This is a genomic window from Lutibacter sp. HS1-25 (genome assembly GCF_004121075.1).
Taxonomy (GTDB): domain Bacteria; phylum Bacteroidota; class Bacteroidia; order Flavobacteriales; family Flavobacteriaceae; genus Lutibacter.
Map to the genome: position 1 here is coordinate 209,668 of NZ_RHLN01000001.1, position 21,244 is coordinate 230,911.

The 21,244-nt window shown below is 31.6% G+C and carries 15 protein-coding genes; 14 read left to right on the forward strand and 1 reads right to left on the reverse strand.

The window, feature by feature from the left end:
* Window positions 1-60 precede the first annotated feature (60 nt).
* From EC396_RS00900 to EC396_RS00920, 5 genes are all read left to right on the forward strand, one after another.
* Window positions 61-627: an RNA polymerase sigma factor gene (locus tag EC396_RS00900; protein ID WP_370276379.1), complete on the forward strand. Its 567-nt coding sequence runs from the start codon at window positions 61-63 to the stop codon at window positions 625-627.
* Window positions 611-1,291: a hypothetical protein gene (locus EC396_RS00905; protein WP_129364812.1), complete on the forward strand. Its 681-nt coding sequence runs from the start codon at window positions 611-613 to the stop codon at window positions 1,289-1,291. The genes EC396_RS00900 and EC396_RS00905 overlap by 17 nt, the downstream gene beginning before the upstream one ends.
* Before the next feature lie 13 nt (window positions 1,292-1,304).
* Window positions 1,305-2,366, forward strand: a complete 1,062-nt coding sequence (locus EC396_RS00910) for a hypothetical protein (RefSeq protein ID WP_129364813.1) — start codon at window positions 1,305-1,307, stop codon at window positions 2,364-2,366.
* Window positions 2,367-2,474: 108 nt separating this feature from the next.
* The gene (locus tag EC396_RS00915; RefSeq protein ID WP_129364814.1) at window positions 2,475-4,604 is read left to right on the forward strand and encodes a Tex family protein; all 2,130 of its coding nucleotides are present in this window, start codon (window positions 2,475-2,477) and stop codon (window positions 4,602-4,604) included.
* Window positions 4,605-4,895: 291 nt separating this feature from the next.
* The gene (locus EC396_RS00920; protein ID WP_129364815.1) at window positions 4,896-5,393 is read left to right on the forward strand and encodes a DUF4440 domain-containing protein; all 498 of its coding nucleotides are present in this window, start codon (window positions 4,896-4,898) and stop codon (window positions 5,391-5,393) included.
* 78 nt (window positions 5,394-5,471) lie between these two features.
* Here EC396_RS00920 and EC396_RS00925 read toward each other — a convergent pair whose 3' ends face one another.
* Window positions 5,472-6,716 carry a hypothetical protein gene (locus EC396_RS00925; RefSeq protein WP_129364816.1) on the reverse strand — a complete coding sequence of 415 codons (1,245 nt, stop codon included), beginning with the start codon at window positions 6,714-6,716 and terminating at the stop codon, window positions 5,472-5,474.
* A gap of 167 nt (window positions 6,717-6,883) precedes the next feature.
* Between EC396_RS00925 and queG the strand changes: the two genes are divergently transcribed.
* The 9 genes from queG (at window position 6,884) to deoC (ending at window position 21,243) form a co-directional block, all read left to right on the forward strand.
* A complete protein-coding gene (gene queG / locus EC396_RS00930; RefSeq protein WP_129364817.1) occupies window positions 6,884-7,813 on the forward strand; it encodes a tRNA epoxyqueuosine(34) reductase QueG in 930 nt (309 codons plus the stop codon).
* A 119-nt stretch (window positions 7,814-7,932) separates the two neighbouring features.
* Window positions 7,933-10,245: an NADP-dependent malic enzyme gene (locus tag EC396_RS00935; RefSeq protein ID WP_129364818.1), complete on the forward strand. Its 2,313-nt coding sequence runs from the start codon at window positions 7,933-7,935 to the stop codon at window positions 10,243-10,245.
* A gap of 3 nt (window positions 10,246-10,248) precedes the next feature.
* Window positions 10,249-10,830 (forward strand): Holliday junction branch migration protein RuvA, encoded by a 582-nt coding sequence (gene ruvA, locus EC396_RS00940; RefSeq protein WP_129364819.1) that lies wholly within the window; start codon window positions 10,249-10,251, stop codon window positions 10,828-10,830.
* 4 nt (window positions 10,831-10,834) lie between these two features.
* Window positions 10,835-17,893, forward strand: a complete 7,059-nt coding sequence (sprA, locus tag EC396_RS00945) for a cell surface protein SprA (protein WP_240665605.1) — start codon at window positions 10,835-10,837, stop codon at window positions 17,891-17,893.
* A gap of 29 nt (window positions 17,894-17,922) precedes the next feature.
* Window positions 17,923-18,303: a glycine cleavage system protein GcvH gene (gene gcvH / locus EC396_RS00950; RefSeq protein ID WP_129364820.1), complete on the forward strand. Its 381-nt coding sequence runs from the start codon at window positions 17,923-17,925 to the stop codon at window positions 18,301-18,303.
* Window positions 18,293-18,655 (forward strand): VanZ family protein, encoded by a 363-nt coding sequence (locus EC396_RS00955; protein WP_129364821.1) that lies wholly within the window; start codon window positions 18,293-18,295, stop codon window positions 18,653-18,655. The genes gcvH and EC396_RS00955 overlap by 11 nt, the downstream gene beginning before the upstream one ends.
* Window positions 18,656-18,723: 68 nt before the next feature.
* Window positions 18,724-19,440 (forward strand): energy transducer TonB, encoded by a 717-nt coding sequence (locus EC396_RS00960; RefSeq protein ID WP_129364822.1) that lies wholly within the window; start codon window positions 18,724-18,726, stop codon window positions 19,438-19,440.
* Between the two features lie 219 nt (window positions 19,441-19,659).
* Window positions 19,660-20,394 (forward strand): energy transducer TonB, encoded by a 735-nt coding sequence (locus EC396_RS00965; RefSeq protein WP_129364823.1) that lies wholly within the window; start codon window positions 19,660-19,662, stop codon window positions 20,392-20,394.
* Window positions 20,395-20,499: 105 nt separating this feature from the next.
* Window positions 20,500-21,243 carry a deoxyribose-phosphate aldolase gene (gene deoC, locus EC396_RS00970; protein WP_129364824.1) on the forward strand — a complete coding sequence of 248 codons (744 nt, stop codon included), beginning with the start codon at window positions 20,500-20,502 and terminating at the stop codon, window positions 21,241-21,243.
* Window position 21,244 lies beyond the last annotated feature (1 nt).

The window sequence follows — 21,244 nt, forward strand, 5'->3', positions numbered from 1 at the left end:
TTCTTTGTCAACCATTTTCAATTTTAAATCGTCTTTATAAATGTAAGGCTTTAAAAACGCATGCTGAAAGTTGTAAAACTAAATACCGACCATCAATTAATTGAGCAATCACTTAAAAACAACCGCAAGGCGCAAAAGTTGTTGTACGATAAATATGCACCTAAAATGTTGAGTTTATGTGTTTATTATATTAAAGATATTCAACAATCTGAAGCTGTAATGTTGAGTGGTTTTTTTAAAGTATTTACAAAGTTGTCAACTTTTGAAAATAATGGCAGTTTTGAAGGTTGGATTAGAAAAATAATGGTTTGGGAAAGTATAACGTATTTACGTAAAAAGGAAGTGCTATTTTTTACTGATGAAATTGAAAGCTACGAAAAACTTATTGAAGAACAAGTTGAATTAAACATTGCTATTGAAGATTTACAGCAATTTATAAATCAGTTACCCGAAGGTTGTAAAGTGGTTTTTAACTTGTATGTAATTGAGGGTTATAAACATGCTGAAATAGCAGAAATGTTAAAAATTACTGAAGGTACTTCAAAAACACAATTGTCAAGAGCACGGAAAGCATTGCAAAAAATGATTTCCATAAATCGGAAAACATACCATGAAAAAACAAGATAAATACAGAGAATTACTTCAAAACAGAAGTATTCAACCTTCTGCGGGTTCTTGGGATACATTAAGTAAAAAATTGGATGCTCAGCAAAACCTGCAAAAAAATAATAAATGGAGCTTTTTAAAATATGCTGCTGTAATTTTAGCAATTGCTTCTGTTGGCTTTTACTTTTTGAAACCAAAACCTGAAATAATTTCTGAAGAAAAAATACAAACTCCTGTTTCAAATAAAGAATTAAAAAGTGAGCCTATTATAAATTCAAAAAAGGAAACATTTATTGCTGAAGTTGAAGAATTTTTAGAGCCAGTTAAGTCGAAAAATGAAAACGAAAAACCTAAAAATAGGCCTATTGAAGAAGTTGTTGTTTTAGAAGAGGAATTTGCCGAAAACACCAATATTTCAAGCCATTTTGAAATAGATTCTACTGCCATTGCTGAAACTTCCATAGCTGTTTCAGATACTGAAATTGAACAATTGTTAAAGAATGCTAAAATAAAAGTAAGTAAAAATCATCAAAATTTAAACAAAAAGACCATAAGTGCACAAAGCCTTTTAGTTGAAGTTGAAGACGATTTAGACAAAGATTTAAAAGATAAATTATTACAAACTATTGTTACTACCCTAAAAACACCAAGAGAAATTACGATTTCGGATAGGGGAATTAACTAAAAACATGAATTTTATGAAAAAAATATTATTTATTGGATTGTTATTGAGCATTGTATTTGTAAATCAACAAATGTTTGCACAAGAAAATGAAATCAATATCGAAAAAATAACCGAATTAAAAAGAAATAAAGAACAGGTTATAAATCAGGAAAAAGAAGCTTTAAAACAAGATGTTATTAATATTAATGTTAAGTTAAATAAAGGCGAAATTACTGCTGAACAAGCTGAAAAATTAAAATTAAAAGCGGCAGATAATCGTGCTTTAAATATTGAAAACAAAACGGCAATTATTGACAATTCAATTGCCTTGTTAGAGCGGGGAGGAACCAGTCCAATTGAAGAAGAAGATGGTGTAAATTATAAACTTATCTTTTTCGATTTTCCTAACGAGGGCTCAATTGTTGCATTAAAAGATTACAATAAACCTAAGAAATTCGATAAAAAAACTTTTTCAAACTTGGTAGTTGCTTTTGGTTTAAACAATGCCATTATTGAGGGGGAGTCTTTTGATAATTCGCCTTATAAAATTGGTAAAAGTAAATTTTTTGAAATGGGTTGGGCGTGGAGTACTCGATTGCTTGAAAATTCAAATGCGGTACGATTTAGATATGGATTTTCATTTACGTTTAATGGCTTAAATCCTACCGATAATCAGTACTTTGTTCAAAATGAAGATGCTACTTATTTAGAAGATTATCCAATAAATTTAAGCAAATCAAAATTGCGTATGGATAATTTGGTAGTGCCAATTCACTTCGAATTTGGACCTTCAAAAAAGATTGAAAGAGATAGTTATTTTAGATATTCAACAGAGCAAAAATTTAAATTTGGTGTTGGAGCTTATGCTGGTTTTAATATGGGAACACGTCAAAAATTAAAATATTCAGAAAATGGCGACAAACAAAAAGATAAATTCAAACAAAGTTATAATACGGCCAATTTTATTTATGGATTAAGCAGTTATATTGGCGCAGATGATTATTCTTTTTATGTAAAATACGATTTAAATACCATTTTTAACGACCCAAATACCAAAGAAAATAACATTTCTTTTGGCGTGCGTTTTGATTTGTAACGATTGTTTTTAGTCAATATTTTTAAAAACCAATGCAATTAATTTCATTGGTTTTTTTGACTTTATTACTTTGTTAAATAATATCTTTGCGACATTCAAAATTTAACCATGCAACTACTTAATTTTATAAAATCACAAACAAATCTTCCATCAAAAGGCATAGAAAACACTATTGAATTGTTAAACGAAGATTGTACCATTCCGTTTATTTCGCGTTATAGAAAAGAGCGTACAGGCAATTTAGACGAAGTTCAAATAGGTGATATTGTAAAATTTAAAGCGCAGTTTGAAGAGCTGGAAAAACGAAAAATAACTATTTTAAAAGCTTTAGAAGAACAAGATGTTTTAACTTTTGAATTAAAACAAAAAATTGAAACTACAACCGACTTAACCACTTTAGAAGATATTTACTTGCCTTTTAAGAAAAAGCGCAATACCAAAGCAGAAACTGCTCGTAAAAACGGATTGGAGCCTTTGGCAAAAATCATCATGAGTCAGCGTGCAACAGATATAGAATCTATTGCGCTAAAATATTTAAATAACGAAGTTGAAAATGAAGATGCTGCATTAGAAGGTGCTCGTTTTATAATTGCTGAATGGATTAATGAGCGAACTGATGTTAGAAATAACCTGCGTTATCAGTTAGAAAAATTTGCAACCATCAATACAAAAGTTGTTAAAACCAAAATTGATGATGAAAAAGCTCAAAAATTTAGAGATTATTTTGAATGGTCCGAGAGTTTAAACCGCTGTCCGTCTCACCGATTTTTAGCCATTTTAAGAGCCGAAAAAGAAGGTTTTATTCGTTTAAAAGTTGAAATTGATGATGAACGAGCTATTTCTAAAATTGAAGACAGAATTATCAACTCCAATAATAGTTGTTCAAAACAAATAAAATTAGCCATTCAAGATGCTTATAAGCGTTTGTTGTTTCCAGCCTTATCAAACGAAATTTTAAACATTTCAAAAGAAAAAGCCGATGAAAATGCCATACAGGTTTTTGCCAAAAATCTACAACAATTGTTGTTGGGAGCACCATTGGGCGAAAAAAATATTTTAGCCATTGACCCTGGTTTTAGAACCGGTTGTAAAGTGGTTTGTTTAAATGCACAAGGTGGTTTAGAGTATAATGAAACCATTTATCCGCACGCGCCAAAAAACGATTCCATTGGCGCTATGAAAAAAATAAATTCGTTGGTCGATGCTTATAAAATTGAAGCCATTGCCATTGGTAACGGAACCGCTTCTCGTGAAACAGAACAGCTTATTCGTAAAATGCGATTTAACAAAGATGTGGACGTTTTTGTGGTAAGTGAGGCTGGTGCAAGTATTTATTCTGCATCAAAAATTGCACGAGACGAATTTCCTAATTACGATGTTACAGTACGTGGTTCGGTTTCAATTGGTCGCCGTTTGGCCGATCCTTTGGCAGAGTTGGTTAAGATTGATGCAAAATCTATTGGCGTTGGACAATATCAGCACGATGTTGATCAAACCAAGCTAAAAACGTCGTTAGATACCGTTGTTGAAAGTTGTGTAAATTCCGTAGGTGTAAACATCAACACGGCAAGTGTTTCATTGTTGAGTTATGTCTCAGGTATTGGTCCAAAATTGGCCGAAAATATTGTGAATTACAGAGATGAAAACGGTGCTTTTAGCTCAAGAAATGAGATTAAAAAAGTGCCGCGTTTAGGTGATAAAGCCTTTGAGCAAGGTGCTGGGTTTTTACGTTTAAAAAATGCTAAAAATCCTTTAGACGATTCGGCAGTTCATCCAGAAAGTTATGCGCTAATTTCTAAAATGGCGAAAGATGTAAATTTGAATGTTGCAGATTTAATTGGAAATAAAGAAAAACTTCAGCAAATAAAATTAGAAAATTATTGTAACCAAAATATTGGTCTTCCAACGTTAAAAGACATTGTAAAAGAGTTAGAAAAACCAGGTTTAGATCCGCGTCAAACAGCTAAAGTTTTTACATTCAATCAAAATATTAGAACCATAAACGATTTACACGAAGGGCAATTATTACCCGGAATTGTAAATAATATTACCAATTTTGGCTGTTTTGTAGACATAGGAATCAAAGAAAGTGGCTTGGTACACGTTTCAAATTTGGCCGATAAATTTGTGAGTGATGTAACCGAAATTGTGAGTTTGCATCAGCAGGTAATTGTAAAAGTTTTGGAGGTTGATGTTGCTCGTAAGCGCATTCAATTATCTATGAAAAACATCAAATAAAATACTAAAATCAAGGCTTTTCCTTTTAGGTCCCGCTATCACTACTCGCTTTTTTTAGTAGTGAAAAGTAACAAAAAAAGGGCTCAAACAAATAGCCTGTACTGAGCACAGTTGAAGTGTTTTATCGCTAAAGCAATTATTTGTAATTAAATTATTTTTAAATAAAAAGTCACAAACTATTTACAATAAATATTTAGTATAAAACGCACATCAAAAAAATATACAATTATAAAAATCTACTATTTTATTTTTTTATAGTACTTTTAATGCTCAAATCTAAATTATATAATAATGAAAAGCACAATATTAAAATTAACACTTGTTATAGTAACAATGGGATTGTTTGGGGCTTGCACTACAAAAAATGAAGAACCAGCAGCTGTTGTAATCGATAAAGAACAAATTAAAAAAGAAATTCAAGCCAAAGAAGATTTATTTGCAGCGACTTACAACGATGCAAAAATGGAAGATATTGGTTATTATGCTGATGATGCAGTTTCTTATTCTCATAATAGAGAGCCACTTGTTGGTAAGCAAGCAATTATTGACTTTTTGGCGGAAGGTATTGATAGTCTTGCGTTAAAAAATAAAATTTCATTTAAAACTCAAGATGTTTTTCCATCAAATGATGGCGCTCAAGTTCTTGAAATTGGTCATTATACTGTAGTTGACTCAATAAATGCAATTATTAGCTCAGGTAATTATATGACTTTATTCGAAAAAAGAGATGGTAATTATGTGAGTGTAAGAGAAATGAGTGTTTCTGATATGCTTGTTGAAGAAGAATAAAATTTGATATTTCCATAAAAAAAGGATGCCCTAAAATTTAGAGTATCCTTTTTTTTATGAAGTTTTATATGAAAATAATTATCTTCTTCTTGAACCTACTGAATGGCTTGCACCACTAGAACTTCTATTCATACTTCCCATTGATGATGGTCTTGAATAAGATGAACCACTTGCTCTAGATCTTGACCCAGAATAATTTGTTGACGGGCGAGCAGCAGGTCTTGCACTTGGGCTTGTAGTAGGTCTTGTTACAGGTCTTGCACTTGGACTTGTTGTTGGTCTGGTGGCAGGTCTAGTAGTAGGACTTGTTGTTGGCCTAGTAGTTGGTCTTGTTGCAGGTTTTGTAGTAGGACTAGTTGTTGGCCTAGTAGTTGGTCTTGTTACAGGTTTTGTAGTAGGACTAGTTGTTGGTCTCGTAGTTGGTCTAGTACTAGGATTTGTTGTTGGTCGTGTAGCAGGTTTTGTGCCAGGACTTGTTGTAGGTCTTGATCCTGGTTTTGCTCTATTTCCTAATCCAGCAGTATTGTATCTACCGTTGTTGATATTGTTTCTTACAGTAGTAGAGGTGTTTCTTTTATTTTTGTGGTAATGATTTATTTGCGTATTTCTATTGATAATAATTGTAGTATTTCCACGGTAACCACCATAATAACCATAATGGCGATGCCAAGTATGATGACGGTATAAGCTAATTGCTAGTATAGGAAATGGTCTAAAATATGGTGGGTAAAATCCCCAATAGTATGGTGGATAATATGGCACATATACTGGAGAATACACATATCTTACTATAGGAGTAGATTCTACAACAACAACTTTAGTTGTTGCTGGAACATTTACTGTAACTGGGTCATCACCTGTATATGCCGGATTGGCTGTTACACTTGGTGTTGCTTTTGTAGCTGGTTCTATAACATAATCTTTGCCATACAATTCTTCATCTCCAATAATTTGCATAGTCACTTTACCATCTTTATCTTTTGCAACAGAGATAACCGCAACATCCTGTGTTTCAGTTTCACTTATAGCGTCTTGCAGTACAAATAAAAAATCATCACCATCTCTGTTGGTTTCAACTTTAATAAAATCTACCTTTTCATCATTATTTAAATCTAAGTTGTTGATTCCTGTATCTTTATCGTTCAACGATTTTTCAAAATCTTCAATAGTTTTTGATTTTTGAAACAAGTCTAAAACAGCAAATAAATCTAAATTGTCACCTGGTAAACCCAACAACGCTACTTCATCTTCAGTTTGTGAAAAGGCTGAAAAATTCACTAAACTTATGGTGACTATTAAAAATGTTAAACATATATTTTTCATATTCTGATATTATTTTTGTGTTTAATGTAGTATGAAATTATTATGCCAAATTAATAAATAATAAGTAATTTGTGCTTAAACTTATTATAAATCATACTATTAAAAGTGTTTTTAATGAAAATTTTAAGAGATATCCTTAATAATGAAGCATTTTTTTTAGATTTGTTATTGTGAAAAACCTTCAAAGATATGCCAATTTAATCAAGCAAGAAGCCAAACGCTTGGGTTTTGAAAGTTGTGGAATTGCTAAAGCCGATTTTTTACAAGAAGAAGCCTCTAATTTAGAGCAATGGTTAAAAAATGGTTTTCATGGAAATATGCAGTACATGGAAAATTATTTTGATAAGCGTTTGGATCCCAGATTGTTGGTTGATGGTGCAAAATCTGTAATTAGCTTGTCATTTAATTATTTCCCCAAAGAAATTCAAAATAACAAAACTTACAAAGTTGCAAAATATGCCTATGGTGAAGATTATCACCATGTATTAAAATCAAAATTAACAGCACTCACTTTTTTTATTCAAAATACTATTGGTCAGGTAAATGGACGTGCTTTTGTAGATTCTGCACCAGTTTTAGAACGTGCTTGGGCTCAAAAAAGTGGTTTGGGTTGGCGAGGAAAACACTCGTTGTTAATTCAAAAAAATAAGGGTTCATTTTTCTTTTTGGCGCAATTAATTTTAGATGTTGATTTGGCTTATGATGCTCCTTTTACAACCAATCATTGTGGCACTTGTACAAAATGTGTAGATGCTTGCCCTACAAAAGCCATTTTACCAAATAATACAGTTAACGGAAGTAAGTGTATTTCATATTTTACCATAGAATTAAAAGATGAAATTCCTTCAGCCTTTAAAAATAAATTTGAAGATTGGATGTTTGGTTGCGATATTTGTCAGGATGTGTGTCCTTGGAATCGTTTTTCAAAGCCAAATTTTGAAGATAAATTTAAGCCACATCAAAGTTTGTTGTCTTTTGGTAAACCAGAATGGGAAGAAATAACAAGTGAAATTTTCAATACAATATTTAAAAAATCGGCTGTAAAGCGCACTAAATATGCGGGTTTGGTTAGAAATATCTCATTTCTAAAAAAATAATGGTTTTTAAACTATGGGTGTTTACTGTAATTATTTACGGTAAAATTTTGAAAGTATGACTTAAAACAGTTTCTTGTGCTATTAAATTAATAAATTTGATTTTTCTAATCTAAAAATATATGAGCAATTTAAAGAAAAAGAGTGAAGCCTTAGATTACCACCAGTTTCCAAAACCCGGTAAAATTCAGGTAGTTCCTACCAAAAAATATGCAACACAAAAAGACTTATCTTTAGCATATTCTCCGGGAGTTGCCGAGCCTTGTTTGGCTATTGAAAAAAATCCAGATGATGCTTATAAATATACTTCAAAAGGAAATTTAGTTGCAGTTATTTCAAACGGAACAGCTGTTTTGGGCTTGGGAAATATTGGAGCCTTGGCAGGAAAACCAGTGATGGAAGGTAAAGGATTGCTGTTTAAAATTTTTGCTGATATTGATGTGTTTGATATTGAGGTAGATACTACAGATGTTGAAAAATTTATTGAGACAGTAAAAAATATTGCACCAACTTTTGGAGGTATAAATTTAGAAGATATCAAAGCGCCTGAAGCTTTTGAAATTGAACGAAGATTGAAAGAAGAATTGGATATTCCTGTAATGCACGATGATCAGCACGGTACAGCAATTATTTCTACTGCAGCATTAAAAAATGCAGTTGAAATAGCAGGAAAAGACATTTCAAAAGTAAAAATTGTTATCAATGGTGCAGGTGCTGCAGCTGTTTCATGCTCACGTTTATATGTTGCTTTAGGAGCTTCAAAAGAAAACATGGTCATGTGCGATAGCAAAGGTGTTATTAGAAAAGATAACGAAAATTTAAGTGAACAAAAAGCAGAGTTTGCAACCGATAAAGATTTACGTACTCTTGAAGAGGCTGTTGTTGGCGCCGATGTTTTTATAGGATTGTCAATTGCTGATGTTTTTACACCAAAAATGTTATTAACAATGGCAAATGATCCTATTGTTTTTGCAATGGCAAATCCTGATCCAGAGATTGAATATGATGTTGCTGTTGCAACTCGAAAAGATGTTATTATGGCTACAGGTCGTTCAGACCATCCTAACCAAGTTAACAATGTACTAGGTTTTCCGTTTATTTTTAGAGGTGCTTTAGATGTTAGAGCAACCAAAATTAATGAAGAAATGAAAATGGCAGCCGTACATGCATTAGCCGATTTAGCCAAAGAACCTGTACCTGAACAAGTAAATATTACTTATGGCGAAAAACACATGCAATTTGGTAGAGAATACATTATTCCAAAGCCTTTTGATCATCGTTTAATTGTTGAAGTGCCTCCTGCAGTAGCAAAAGCAGCAATAGCTTCGGGTGTTGCAAAAGTGCCTATAACCGATTGGGATGCTTATAAAGAAGACTTAGCAGTTAGGTTAGGAACAGGAAGCAAACTAATGCGTATGCTTACTTCACGTGCAAAATCAAATCCAAAAAGTGTTGTTTTTGCTGAAGCCGATCATTTAAACGTGTTAAAAGCTGCTCAAATTGTATTGGAAGATGGAATTGGAAGACCAATATTATTAGGTAATAGAGAATTGATTGAAGAGTTGATGCAGGAAATAAATTTTGAAGGTGATGTTCAAATTATTGATCCTAAATCTGAAGAAGAAAGAGAACGAAGAAACCGTTTTGCTCAAATATTTTGGGAAAAAAGAAAACGCAAAGGTATTACCTTGTTAGATGCTCAAAAATGGATGCGTGAACGCAATTATTTTGCTGCAATGATGATAAATGAAGGTGAAGCAGATGCATTAGTTACAGGATATTCTAGAAGTTATCCAAAAGTAGCAAAGCCAATGATTGAATTAATTGGTAGAGCTGACGGTATACTTAGGGTTGCTGCAACTAATATTATGATGACAGAAATGGGGCCAATATTTTTCTCAGATACTGCTTTTAATATCAATCCAGATGAAAATGAATTGGTGCAAATTGCTAGAATGACAGATAAAGTGATGCGAATTTTTGGAATTGAACCTCATTTAGCCATGTTATCGTACTCAAATTTTGGTTCAGCAATTTCAAAATCAACAAATAAAGGTGCAATGGCTGTAGAATATTTACACAAACATTTTCCAGAAATTAGTATTGATGGTGAAATTCAGGGTGATTTTGCAATGAGTAGGGTTTGGAGAGATGAAAAGTTTCCTTTTTCAAAATTGCTTGATAAAAATGTAAATGGTTTGATATTTCCAAATCTAAATTCGGCAAATATTAGTTACAAATTAATTAGTAAATTAAATAATATTGATACTATTGGTCCAATAATTATGGGCTTAAGAAAACCAGTTCATATTTTGCAATTAGGGGCAAGTGTAGATGAGATTGTAAACATGGCGTGTGTTGCAGTTGTTGATGCACAAGAAAATAGCAAAAAACAAGAATATTTTACTACATTTGACCAGCATACAAAAAAGTAAAATATGATAACTCATATTAAGGGTAAATTAGTTGAAAAAAATCCAACAAATGCAATAGTAGAGGTTAATGGGCTTGGTTATTGGTTAAATATTTCATTAAATACTTATGCTCAAATACCTGATTCAGAAACAGTGTTTTTGTACACGTATTTGTTGGTAAAAGAAGATTCTCATACCCTATATGGATTTTCAACAAAAATTGAGCGAGAAATTTTTAAATTGTTAATCTCAGTTTCGGGTGTTGGACCAAGCATTGCAAGAACCATGATTTCATCTATGACAACCGATGAAATTCAAACTGCAATTGCTTCAGGAAATGTTAGTTTAATTCAATCTGTAAAAGGAATTGGAGCTAAAACAGCGCAAAGAGTATTGGTAGATTTAAGAGATAAAATTGCTAAAACCTATGCGGTTGATGAAGTTTCGGCCAATGAATACAATACGAATAAAAACGAAGCGTTATCAGCATTAGAAGTCCTTGGATTTAATAAAAAACAATCTGAAAAAGTTATCGATCAAATTTTGAAAGAAGATTTTACAATGAGTGTTGAAGGATTGATTAAAAAAGCCCTTAAAAATTTATAAAAACTTGAAGCTTATAAAATCTATATATAAAACAGTATTTATATTATTTTTATTGTTGTTTTTTACATCAACTGTAAAAGCACAATTACCTCCTGCGCCAAATGCTGTTAAATCATTGCCAGCTGTAACAGCTGCAGATACTACAAAATTATCAAAGAGTTTAGATACCCTTAAACTGCAATATCCTTTTAAAAACAACGAATCAGGAAGTTTGTTTTTAGGAGATCCTTCAGTTGAAATTGTGTATGATGAGGAATTAAAAAAGTACATTGTTGTTGAAAAAGTTGGAAATTATTTTGTAGATCAGCCTGTCTATATGACTCAAGATGAGTATAAAGAATATAGGCTTAAAAAAGATATGGCCGAGTACTATAAAGAAAAAATTAGTGCCACCAATAGTAAAAAGAAAGGAAGTGCTGAAGCTCAAAAAGATTTACTGCCTACTTACTACGTAAATTCCGATTTTTTTGAGTCTATATTTGGAGGAAATACTGTTGAAGTAAATCCACAAGGATCGGTATTAATTCAGTTAGGTGGTTTGTATCAAAAGGTAGATAATCCTCAGCTTTCCGAAAAAAACAGAAGTAGTTTTACTTTTGATTTTGACCAGCAAATAAGTGCAAGTATCGTAGCAAAAGTAGGTACTCGATTAAAGTTTAGCGCTCAGTTTGATACACAATCTACTTTCAATTTTCAAAATCAGGTAAAATTAGAATATACACCAACCGAAGATGATATTATTCAAAAAATTGAAGTTGGAAATATTAGCATGCCTGTTAAAAACTCACTAATTGTAGGTGCTCAAAGTTTATTTGGTTTTAAAACAGAATTGCAATTTGGTAATACCAGAATTACAGGTGCTATTGCTGAACAAAAATCTGAAACACGTTCGGTTACATCGCAAGGTGGTTCTACAATTCAAGAATTTGAATTGCAAACTACCGATTATGATGCCAACCGTCACTTTTTCTTATCGCATTATTTTAGAGATCATTACAACGAGTATCTTGAACAAAATCCGTTGGTTAGTAGTCCTATAAATATTACAAAAATTGAGGTTTGGGTTACAAATAGAAACAGTACAACTACCAACGTTCGAAGCATTGTTGCTTTGGCCGATTTGGCTGAAGGTGATCCAGCAAATATTGGGCCTGCAAATATAATACCTACACCAGGTGTTCTTTGGCCTATAAATAATTCTAATAACCTTTCAAATATTTTTACTGCTTCAAATCCTGTTCGAGATATTGCAACAATCCCAGTAGGTTTGGCTCCATATCAAATGCAAGAAGGTCGTGATTATTCTGTATTGGTAAATGCACTTAAATTAGAACAAAATATAGATTATACCATAAATCCACAATTGGGTTATATCTCATTAAACAGACGTTTGGCTGAGTCAGATGTGCTTGGGGTTGCTTTTGAGTATACTGTAAATGGAGATTCGCAAGTGTATAGGGTAGGTGAATTTACAAGTGATGGAATAACACCACCAAATAATCTGTTGGTTAAATTGTTAAGAAGTGAAATTATTAGTACCAATATACCAATGTGGGACTTAATGATGAAAAACGTATACTCTTTGCAAACTTTTAAAATGCAACAAGACGGTTTTAGATTGGATGTTATTTATGCCGATGATGCAACAGGAGTACCTATAAATGTGCTTCAAAATGCAAAAACACCAGGTGTTGCAGATAAAACACTTTTAAATTTATTAGATGTCGATCAACTAGATATTACTTTAAACTACAAACCAGAAGGAGATGGTTATTTTGATTATGTTGAAAATAATACCGTAAATTCAGAAAAAGGGTATGTAATGTTTACCAAGGTAGAGCCTTTTGGAGAGGATTTACAAAAAATATTAACTTCACCTGAAGATGCAATTTATGTTTTTAATGAATTGTATGAAGTAACACAATCTCAAGCAAAAAACAACTACCAAGAAAAAGATAAATATTTTATCAAAGGATATCATAAATCTGAAAGTACCAATGGAATTCCTCTAGGCGCATTTAATGTACCTCAAGGTTCTGTTAGAGTTACAACCGGAGGACGAGAATTGGTAGAAGGTGTAGATTATGTTGTAGATTATCAAATGGGTAGGGTTCAAATTGTGAATCCAAGTTTAGAGGCTTCAAATGTGCCTATTGAAGTTTCGGTTGAAAACAATGCAACATTCAATTTACAAACAAAACGTTTTTTAGGTGTAGATATTGAGCATCGTTTTTCAGACAATTTTATTGTTGGTGCTTCCATTTTAAATTTAAGTGAAAAACCATTAACCCAAAAAGTTTCTTTAGGGTACGAACCATTTAACAATACTGTTTTTGGTGCTAATGCAAGTTATGGTACAGAGGTTCCTTTGTTAACAAGACTGGTAAATAAATTACCTAATATTGATACAGATGTTGAATCTAATTTTTCTATAAGAGGTGATTTTGCTTATTTATTACCAGGATCATCAAAACAAATTGATGTTAATGGTGCGGCAACTTCATATATAGACGATTTTGAAGGTTCTCAAATTCCGCTAGATTTAAAAAGTATGCAGCAATGGTATTTGGCAAGTACACCACAATATCAAAAATCTATCGATTTGGGTGGTAATGATGTAGGTTTGCCATACAATTATAAAAGAGCAAAATTAGCATGGTATACTATTGATCCACTTTTTTATGGAGGGTCTTTACAACCATCAGGTATTAACAATCAAGAACTTTCAAGACAAGAAGTTAGAAGAATTAGATATGACGAATTATTTCCTGCGGAAGATTTAGATTTAACACAGTCTAATGTTATACGAAGTTTAGATTTGGCCTTTTATCCAAATCAAAGAGGTAGTTTTAATTACGATTTAAACAATGTGGGTTCTAATGGCGATTTTACAAATCCAGAAGAAAGATGGGGTGGAATTACAAGGCCGTTAACAATTACCAATTTTGAGCAATCAAATGTTGAGTATATTCAGTTTTGGTTAATGAATCCTTACGACCATTATTCTATTTCAAACCAAGAAGGTTTACCAGCAAATGTAGATCCGTCTAATCCTAATAATCAGGTAGGTGAAATGTATTTCAACTTAGGAAACATTTCAGAAGACATTTTAAAAGATGGTAGAAAAATGTTTGAAAATGGACTTCCTAAAGACCCTTCAAACACAAGCAATACATCGCCAACAATTTGGGGAAAAGTGCCAATAAACCAATCGTTATTATATACCTTTTTAGACAGTGATACGGAACGTTTAAATCAAGATGTTGGTCTTGATGGTTTAAATGATGATGAAGAATTGTTGAAATTTGGAACAAGTTATGGTAATGACCCATCAAACGATAACTATCAATATTATAGAAGTTCAAAATATGATAGTGAAGATGCATCGGTTTTAACACGTTATAAAAAGTTTAACAATACACAAGGAAATTCACCTACCAATAATTTATCGCCTGAGAATTATCCAACTGCAGCTACGCCTTATCCAGATGCTGAAGATATTGATAAAGATCAAACAATGAATTCTGTTGAGAGTTATTATCAGTATAAAATCTCTTTAAATCAAAATGATTTTGTAGTTGGTAGAAACCGTATTGTTGATGAAAAAAAGGTAAAAGTAACCCTTGATGATGGAAGCGAAAGAGAGTTTACTTGGTATCAATTTAGAATTCCGGTTGCAGCGCCAGATGAAGTTATAAATGATATTACTGGTTTTAATTCAATTCGATTTATGAGAATGTTTTTAACCAAGTTTAAAATGCCAGTTGTATTGCGTTTTGCTGAATTAGAATTGGTAAGAGGCGATTGGAGACGTTACACCAAAACAATTGATGAAGCTATAAAACCACCTCAAGATTTACCAATTGATCAGTTAGAAAAATTTCAAGTTGGTGTAGTAAATATTATTGAAAATGATGATAGAACACCAATTCCGTATGTAATACCTCCAGGAATTGAAAGAGAAATTTTAAACGGAACAACTTCATTACAACAACAAAACGAACAATCGTTATCTGTTAAAATAACAGATTTAGAGCCAAATGAAGCACGTGCGATATTTAAAAATGTAAGTGTAGATTTAAGAATGTACAAGCAGCTTCAAATGTTTTTACACTTAGAGGGTATTCAAACAAAACCTCAGGTTCAAAATGGAGATTTACAGGCAATTGTACGTTTGGGTAGCGATTTAACCGATAACTTTTATCAGATAGAAAAAGAGCTGAATGTTTCAAATTATGATGCTACAACACCTCTTGAAATTTGGCCCGAAGACAACAATATAAATGTAGTGTTAGATTATTTAACCAAATTAAAAGTGTATAGGTATAATGAAGGTATTGCTCCAAATATTTTATACCCTATTCCAGGGGCAGATCCTATACCAGGTCTTGAAGGATATCAAATTCGCATCAAAGGAAATCCAAACTTAGGAAACATTAAAACCATTATGTTGGGAGTTCAAAATATCTCAAACAGCAATCAAAGTGGTGAAATTTGGTTCGACGAATTAAGAGTGTCTGAGTTTGACAATAAAGGTGGATGGTCTACCGTTGTTAGTGCCGATTTAAACTTAGCAGATTTTGCTAATGTTGCGGTTACTGGTAGAATTGAGACTATTGGTTTTGGCGGTGTTGAACAAACTTTAAATGAGCGAACTCAAAATGATACCAAACAAATAGATTTGGTAACTAACGTAAATGTTGGTCAGCTTTTACCTAAAGATTGGGGCATTCAATTACCATTTAATTATAGTTTTTCAAAAGAAATTAGTGAGCCTAAATACGATCCAAAATACCAAGATGTTTTGTATAGTGACGCTAAAGATATAAATGCTGATAGTGAATATGCTCAGGATTTTACAAAACGAAAAAGCATAAGTTTAATCAATGTTAGAAAAGATTTTAATCCAAGTCAAGTAAAACCAAGACGATTTTACAATGTTGAAAATTTAAACGTTTCTTTTTCTTATAATGAATTGTTTCATAGAGATTACAATGTTCAAAAATTCCAGGATCAAAACGTTCGAGCTTCAGCAGGATATAATTTCAACTTTAAACCTTGGCAGTTAGAGCCGTTTAAATACAGCAATGCTTTTAGTAGTCAATATTTAAAATTATTAAAAGATTTCAATTTAAATATTGTTCCAACAGCATTAAGTGTTAATTCAAATATTATTAGAAATTACAATCAACAGTTATCTAGAAGTTTAATTGAAGGATTGCCTGAGTTACCTACTTTAACCCAAAGAAGGTATATGTTTGATTGGAATTATGGTGTGAGTTTTGATTTAACTAAATCTATAAAATTAGATTTTAGAGCTGCAAATAACCATATTTATGATCAGTTTAATTCAAATGAAGATATTCAACTTTTTAATAACTTTTTTGATTTAGGAAGACCAGATCATTATTCTCAATCGTTAAGTGGAACTTATCAATTACCAATAGATAAAATTCCATTTTTAGGGTTTGTAAATGCTAATTATGCTTATACCGCTAATTTTGATTGGCAAGCTTCTTCTCAATCGTATGTTGAACAAATTGGAAATGTGGTTCAAAATGCAAATACACAAGCTTTAGGTGTTGATGTGGACTTTGAAAAACTTTACAGATCAGTAGGCTTAGAAAGTTTAATGAATAGCAAACCGCCAGTTATGCAAAATGTTGCAGCTAAAGATAGTATAAATGGTAAAGCTAAAAAAAGGAAGAAACGTAAAGGACCTAAAGTTAGCAAAGGTGTGTATGATTTAATAACAATGGTAAAAAATGCACGTTTAAACTATACTGAAAATAATGGTACTTTTTTACCAGGTTATATACCAACTGTTGGGTTTTTAGGAAGAGACAATTTTAATGGAGGGTTGGCACCTTCTTTTGGATTTGTATTTGGTAGTCAGGTTGATATTACACAACGTGCTGTAGAAAATGGCTGGTTGATCTCAAGAGATATTAACGATCCTTATTATGGTAGAACCTATACCCAAACACATTTAAATAAACTTGAAGGGTCGATAGCTGTTAGACCTACAAAAAATCTTGACATTGATTTTAGAGGTATAAAAACCTATACTGAAAATTCATCACAACAAATAGATGTAGTAAACAATGTATTAAACAATAATTCTCCAATCTCACAATTTGGTAATTTTAGTGTTAACTACAACATGTTAGGTTCTTATTTTAAAAGCACCGATGAAAATTTTGAAAATTTTAAAATTAATAGAGCTGAAATTGCACAACGACTTTCAGATAAAACAGGCGCAGATATTAGTGGTTTTGGACTTACCAGTCAGGAAGTAATGTTACCAGCATTCTTGTCTGCATATTCTGGAAAAAGTGCTTCAAAAATTTCATTGTCTGCATTTAGAAATATACCAATTCCAAGCTGGAATATTACTTATAAAGGATTGATGAAACTACCGTTTTTTAAAGAAAATTTCAGAAGTTTTTCTTTATCAAATTCTTATAACTCATTGTATTCTGTTGTAAACTATACAGGCAATTTAGAGTACAACGCAAATGATCCATACGGAAAAACAGATATTTCTGGAAATTACTTTAACGAGTTGCTTTTTAACAATGTTAATTTAATTGAAGCATTTGCACCACTTGTGAAAGTAGATATGAAAATGAAAAATTCTGTATCGTTAGTAGGTGTAATAAATAAAGACAGAGGACTTACATTAAACTTTAACAACAATAGTATTACCGAAATTGAAGGTGTTGAATATGTTTTTGGTGTTGGTTATAGAATAAGAGATGTTGCTATGAAATTTAATTTTGGAGGCAATAAAACAAGCGTTAAAGGAGATATAAATATTAGAGCAGATTTTGCGCTTAGAGACAATCAAACAACTGTTAAGTCTATTGATAATGACAATAGCCAAGTAACAGGAGGGCAACGTCTATTGTCGTTTAAATTATTTGCAGATTACGCTTTAAATAGAAACTTAACGGCGTCATTTTATTTTGATCAAAGTTCTTCAAAATATGCCGTATCTACTACTTATCCGCGACAATCAGTAAGTTCAGGTGTAAGTATAAGATACATTTTAGGAAATTAAACAATAAAAACAATTAATAAATATAAGAAATGAATATTCCATCAGAATTAAAATACACGAAAGACCACGAGTGGATTCGAATAGAAGGAGATACAGCAACCATAGGTATTACACATTTTGCACAAAGCGAATTGGGCGATATCGTTTATGTAGATGTTGATACAGTTGATGATACTGTTGAAAAAGACGATGTATTTGGATCGGTTGAGGCTGTAAAAACAGTTTCAGATTTATTTATGCCACTTACAGGTGAAGTTACTGAATTTAATGAGGCTTTAGAAGATGAACCAGAACAAGTAAATAAAGATCCATACGGAGCAGGTTGGATGATTAAAATTACAATTGCTGACCCATCTCAAATTGATGAATTATTAACAGCTGAAGCATATCAAGAATTAATTGGCGCGTAAATTATATTTATTAGTAGCACTCAGTCTTACTGTTTTAATTACGGTTGGAAGTTTAATATCATTTAAAGGAAATAATACAACTCAAATTCATATTTCTGATAAAATTATACATACTTCGGCATATTTTTTGTTAACGGTAAGTTGGTTGTTGGTTTTTAGCAATACATTAAAAAGGGTAAAATATTTTTTATTAATATCACTATTCATATTTATATATGGAATTTTAATAGAAGGCTGTCAAATGCTATTTACAACCGAAAGAGAAGGTGATTTGTTTGATGTAATCGCCAATTTAGTGGGAATAATGGGCGCTTTAGTCTTTTTTTCTATTATTATAAAAAAAATCAAATGAAATAAATAATATACTTGCAAAAGTTATTATAAAATTATTAAATTAGCACACTATAAAAATTTTTACAAATGCAGATCAAAAAAAATCCAAAAGCTAATCTAGAAAACTATACTAGAATATTTATGCAGTTAGGGCTTGTATTAGCTCTTTTAATAGTTTATTTAGCAATTGAAAAAAAGACTTACGATAGAGTTATTGCAGATCTTGGGCCAGTTGTTTTAAATATGGCTGATGAAGAACAAACAATCGATATTGAGCAAGTAAAACCGCCAGAAATCAAAACACCTCCACCTCCAACTCCAGATAAAATTGAAGTTGTAGAAGATGAAGAAGAAATTGAAGAAACAGTTATTGAATCTACTGAAACAAACGAAAAAGAAGCAGTTGTTGTAAAAATCGTTGAGGTTGAAGAAGAAGAGGAAGTAATGGAAGATGTACCATTCGCTATTATTGAAGATGTTCCAGTTTACCCAGGTTGTAAAGGAAATAAAGATCAATTAAGAGAATGTTTACAAACAGAGATTACAAAACACGTAAATAAAAATTTCAATTCAGAGTTAGCTTCTGATTTAGGATTGGCACCAGGCGTTAAACGTATCTTCGTGATGTTTAAAATTGACAAAGATGGTAGTATAACTGACGTTCAAGCTAGAGCACCACACGTTAGATTGCAAGAAGAAGCAATTAGAGTAATTAATAAATTACCAAAAATGACTCCAGGTAAACAACGTGGTAGACCAGTTGGTGTTAAATACAGTTTGCCAATTGCATTTAAAGTAGAATAATAGACGGATTTTTATATTTAAAAAAAGGTTCAACATATAAGTTGAGCCTTTTTTTTTGTGCTAAATAATAGCATTAAAATGTATAATTTTTTAATTTTTTTTTGTAAATTTAATATGAAAATAATGTAAGGTTAATCATATTTCCTTTAAACCTTTACAATGGTGTAAGCTGTACTTCACAGTATAAGAGTTGTTTTGTTCCAATTAAAATAGGAAGCCATGCAAGTCAAAAAATATCCCCACGCAGTTTTAGAAAATTACAGTACAATTTTAGTGCAATTAGGTTTGGTTTTATCACTCTTTGTTGTTTATGAGTTTATTCAAATAAAAACATATACTAGAGATGTAAAGGAACTTTCAGGACCTTTTATTGAACTTGATAAAAACGAACAAATAATTGAATTTATTCCTATTGAAATTGAACAAAAACAAGTCATACAATCTGTTTTGCCTGATAAAATTTTAAAAGTTGATGATGAAGTTGAAGTAGAAGAAACAATTATTGAATCTACAGAAACCGATCAATTTGATGCAGTTGTTGTAAATCCTGTTAAAGATATTGTTGCAGTTGAAGAAGAAGAGGAAGAAGTTGTTGAAGATGTTCCTTTTATGATTATTGAAAATGTTCCTATTTTTCCTGGTTGTAAAGGAGATAACATAGAGCTTAGAAATTGTTTTTCAAGTGAAATTACAAAATTTGTATCACAAAATTTCAATAGTGATCTTGCACAGGATATTGGTTTAACTCCCGGAACTATACAACGAATTTTTGTGCTTTTCAAAATAGATAAAAATGGTGATATTGTAGATATTCAGGTAAGAGCTCCAGACAAACGATTGGAAAGTGAAGCGGTAAGAGTTATTCAAAAATTACCTAAAATGACACCCGGAAAACAACGCGGTAAAGCTGTAGGTGTTAAATATTCTCTTCCAATTGTTTTTAAAATCGAATAATTATTTAAAATTTAAATCCTGCATTCGCAGGATTTTTTTTACTTTATATTGCTTATTATTACCTTATATTTGCCTAATTAATTAGCATTTATAAAAACTACCTATATGGATATCAATCAATATTTAGACGCTACCTATTTAAAAACTGCAAAGCAAGCCAATATTTCTGAAGACCAAACCAAACAAAAAGTAATTGATTTGGTAAATGAGGCTATTGAGAATAATTTCAAATTAGCAATGATTCGTCCTGAATATGTGAGTATGGCAAATCAAATGGTAAAAAATGCAGCTTCAACTTTATTGATAGGTACCGTTATTGGATTTCATGAAGGGACTTATTCAACAGCTGAAAAATTAGAGGAAGCTCAAAAAGCAATTGATGATAACGCTGATGAATTGGATTTTGTAGTGAATTATACTGCTTTTAAAGAAGGTAAAATTAACTTGGTAAAAGCTGAAGTTTTTAAATGTACAAAACTTGTTTTAGAAGCTAATAAAACAGCCAAGTGGATTATTGAAATTGCGGCTTTAACCAATGATGAAATTGTTGGCTTAACACAATTAATAAGAGCTGTTGTTTTAGATAATTTTGGTGAAGAAAATGCTTCAAAGGTTTTTGTAAAATCTTCAACCGGTTTTTTTGTAACAGAAGAAGGTAAGCCAAATGGAGCTACTTTTGAAGCAATGGAATTAATTGTTGAAAATGCAAAACCATTACCAGCCAAAGCAGCAGGTGGCGTTAGAAATTATGAAGATGCTGTAAAAATGGTTAACTTAGGAGTTACACGAATTGGAACTTCATCGGCTAAAGAAATTGCCGATGGCGGAAATGCAAAAGAGGCTTATTAAT

Bases quoted from the DNA above. Each gene is read 5' to 3' on its own strand.
- EC396_RS00900 (WP_370276379.1), top strand. From the start codon at position 61: ATGCTGAAAGTTGTAAAACTAAATACCGACCATCAATTAATTGAGCAA.
- EC396_RS00905 (WP_129364812.1), top strand. From the start codon at position 611: ATGAAAAAACAAGATAAATACAGAGAATTACTTCAAAACAGAAGTATT.
- EC396_RS00910 (WP_129364813.1), top strand. From the start codon at position 1,305: ATGAAAAAAATATTATTTATTGGATTGTTATTGAGCATTGTATTTGTA.
- EC396_RS00915 (WP_129364814.1), top strand. From the start codon at position 2,475: ATGCAACTACTTAATTTTATAAAATCACAAACAAATCTTCCATCAAAA.
- EC396_RS00920 (WP_129364815.1), top strand. From the start codon at position 4,896: ATGAAAAGCACAATATTAAAATTAACACTTGTTATAGTAACAATGGGA.
- EC396_RS00925 (WP_129364816.1), bottom strand. From the start codon at position 6,716: ATGAAAAATATATGTTTAACATTTTTAATAGTCACCATAAGTTTAGTG.
- EC396_RS00935 (WP_129364818.1), top strand. From the start codon at position 7,933: ATGAGCAATTTAAAGAAAAAGAGTGAAGCCTTAGATTACCACCAGTTT.
- ruvA (WP_129364819.1), top strand. From the start codon at position 10,249: ATGATAACTCATATTAAGGGTAAATTAGTTGAAAAAAATCCAACAAAT.
- gcvH (WP_129364820.1), top strand. From the start codon at position 17,923: ATGAATATTCCATCAGAATTAAAATACACGAAAGACCACGAGTGGATT.
- EC396_RS00960 (WP_129364822.1), top strand. From the start codon at position 18,724: ATGCAGATCAAAAAAAATCCAAAAGCTAATCTAGAAAACTATACTAGA.
- EC396_RS00965 (WP_129364823.1), top strand. From the start codon at position 19,660: ATGCAAGTCAAAAAATATCCCCACGCAGTTTTAGAAAATTACAGTACA.
- deoC (WP_129364824.1), top strand. From the start codon at position 20,500: ATGGATATCAATCAATATTTAGACGCTACCTATTTAAAAACTGCAAAG.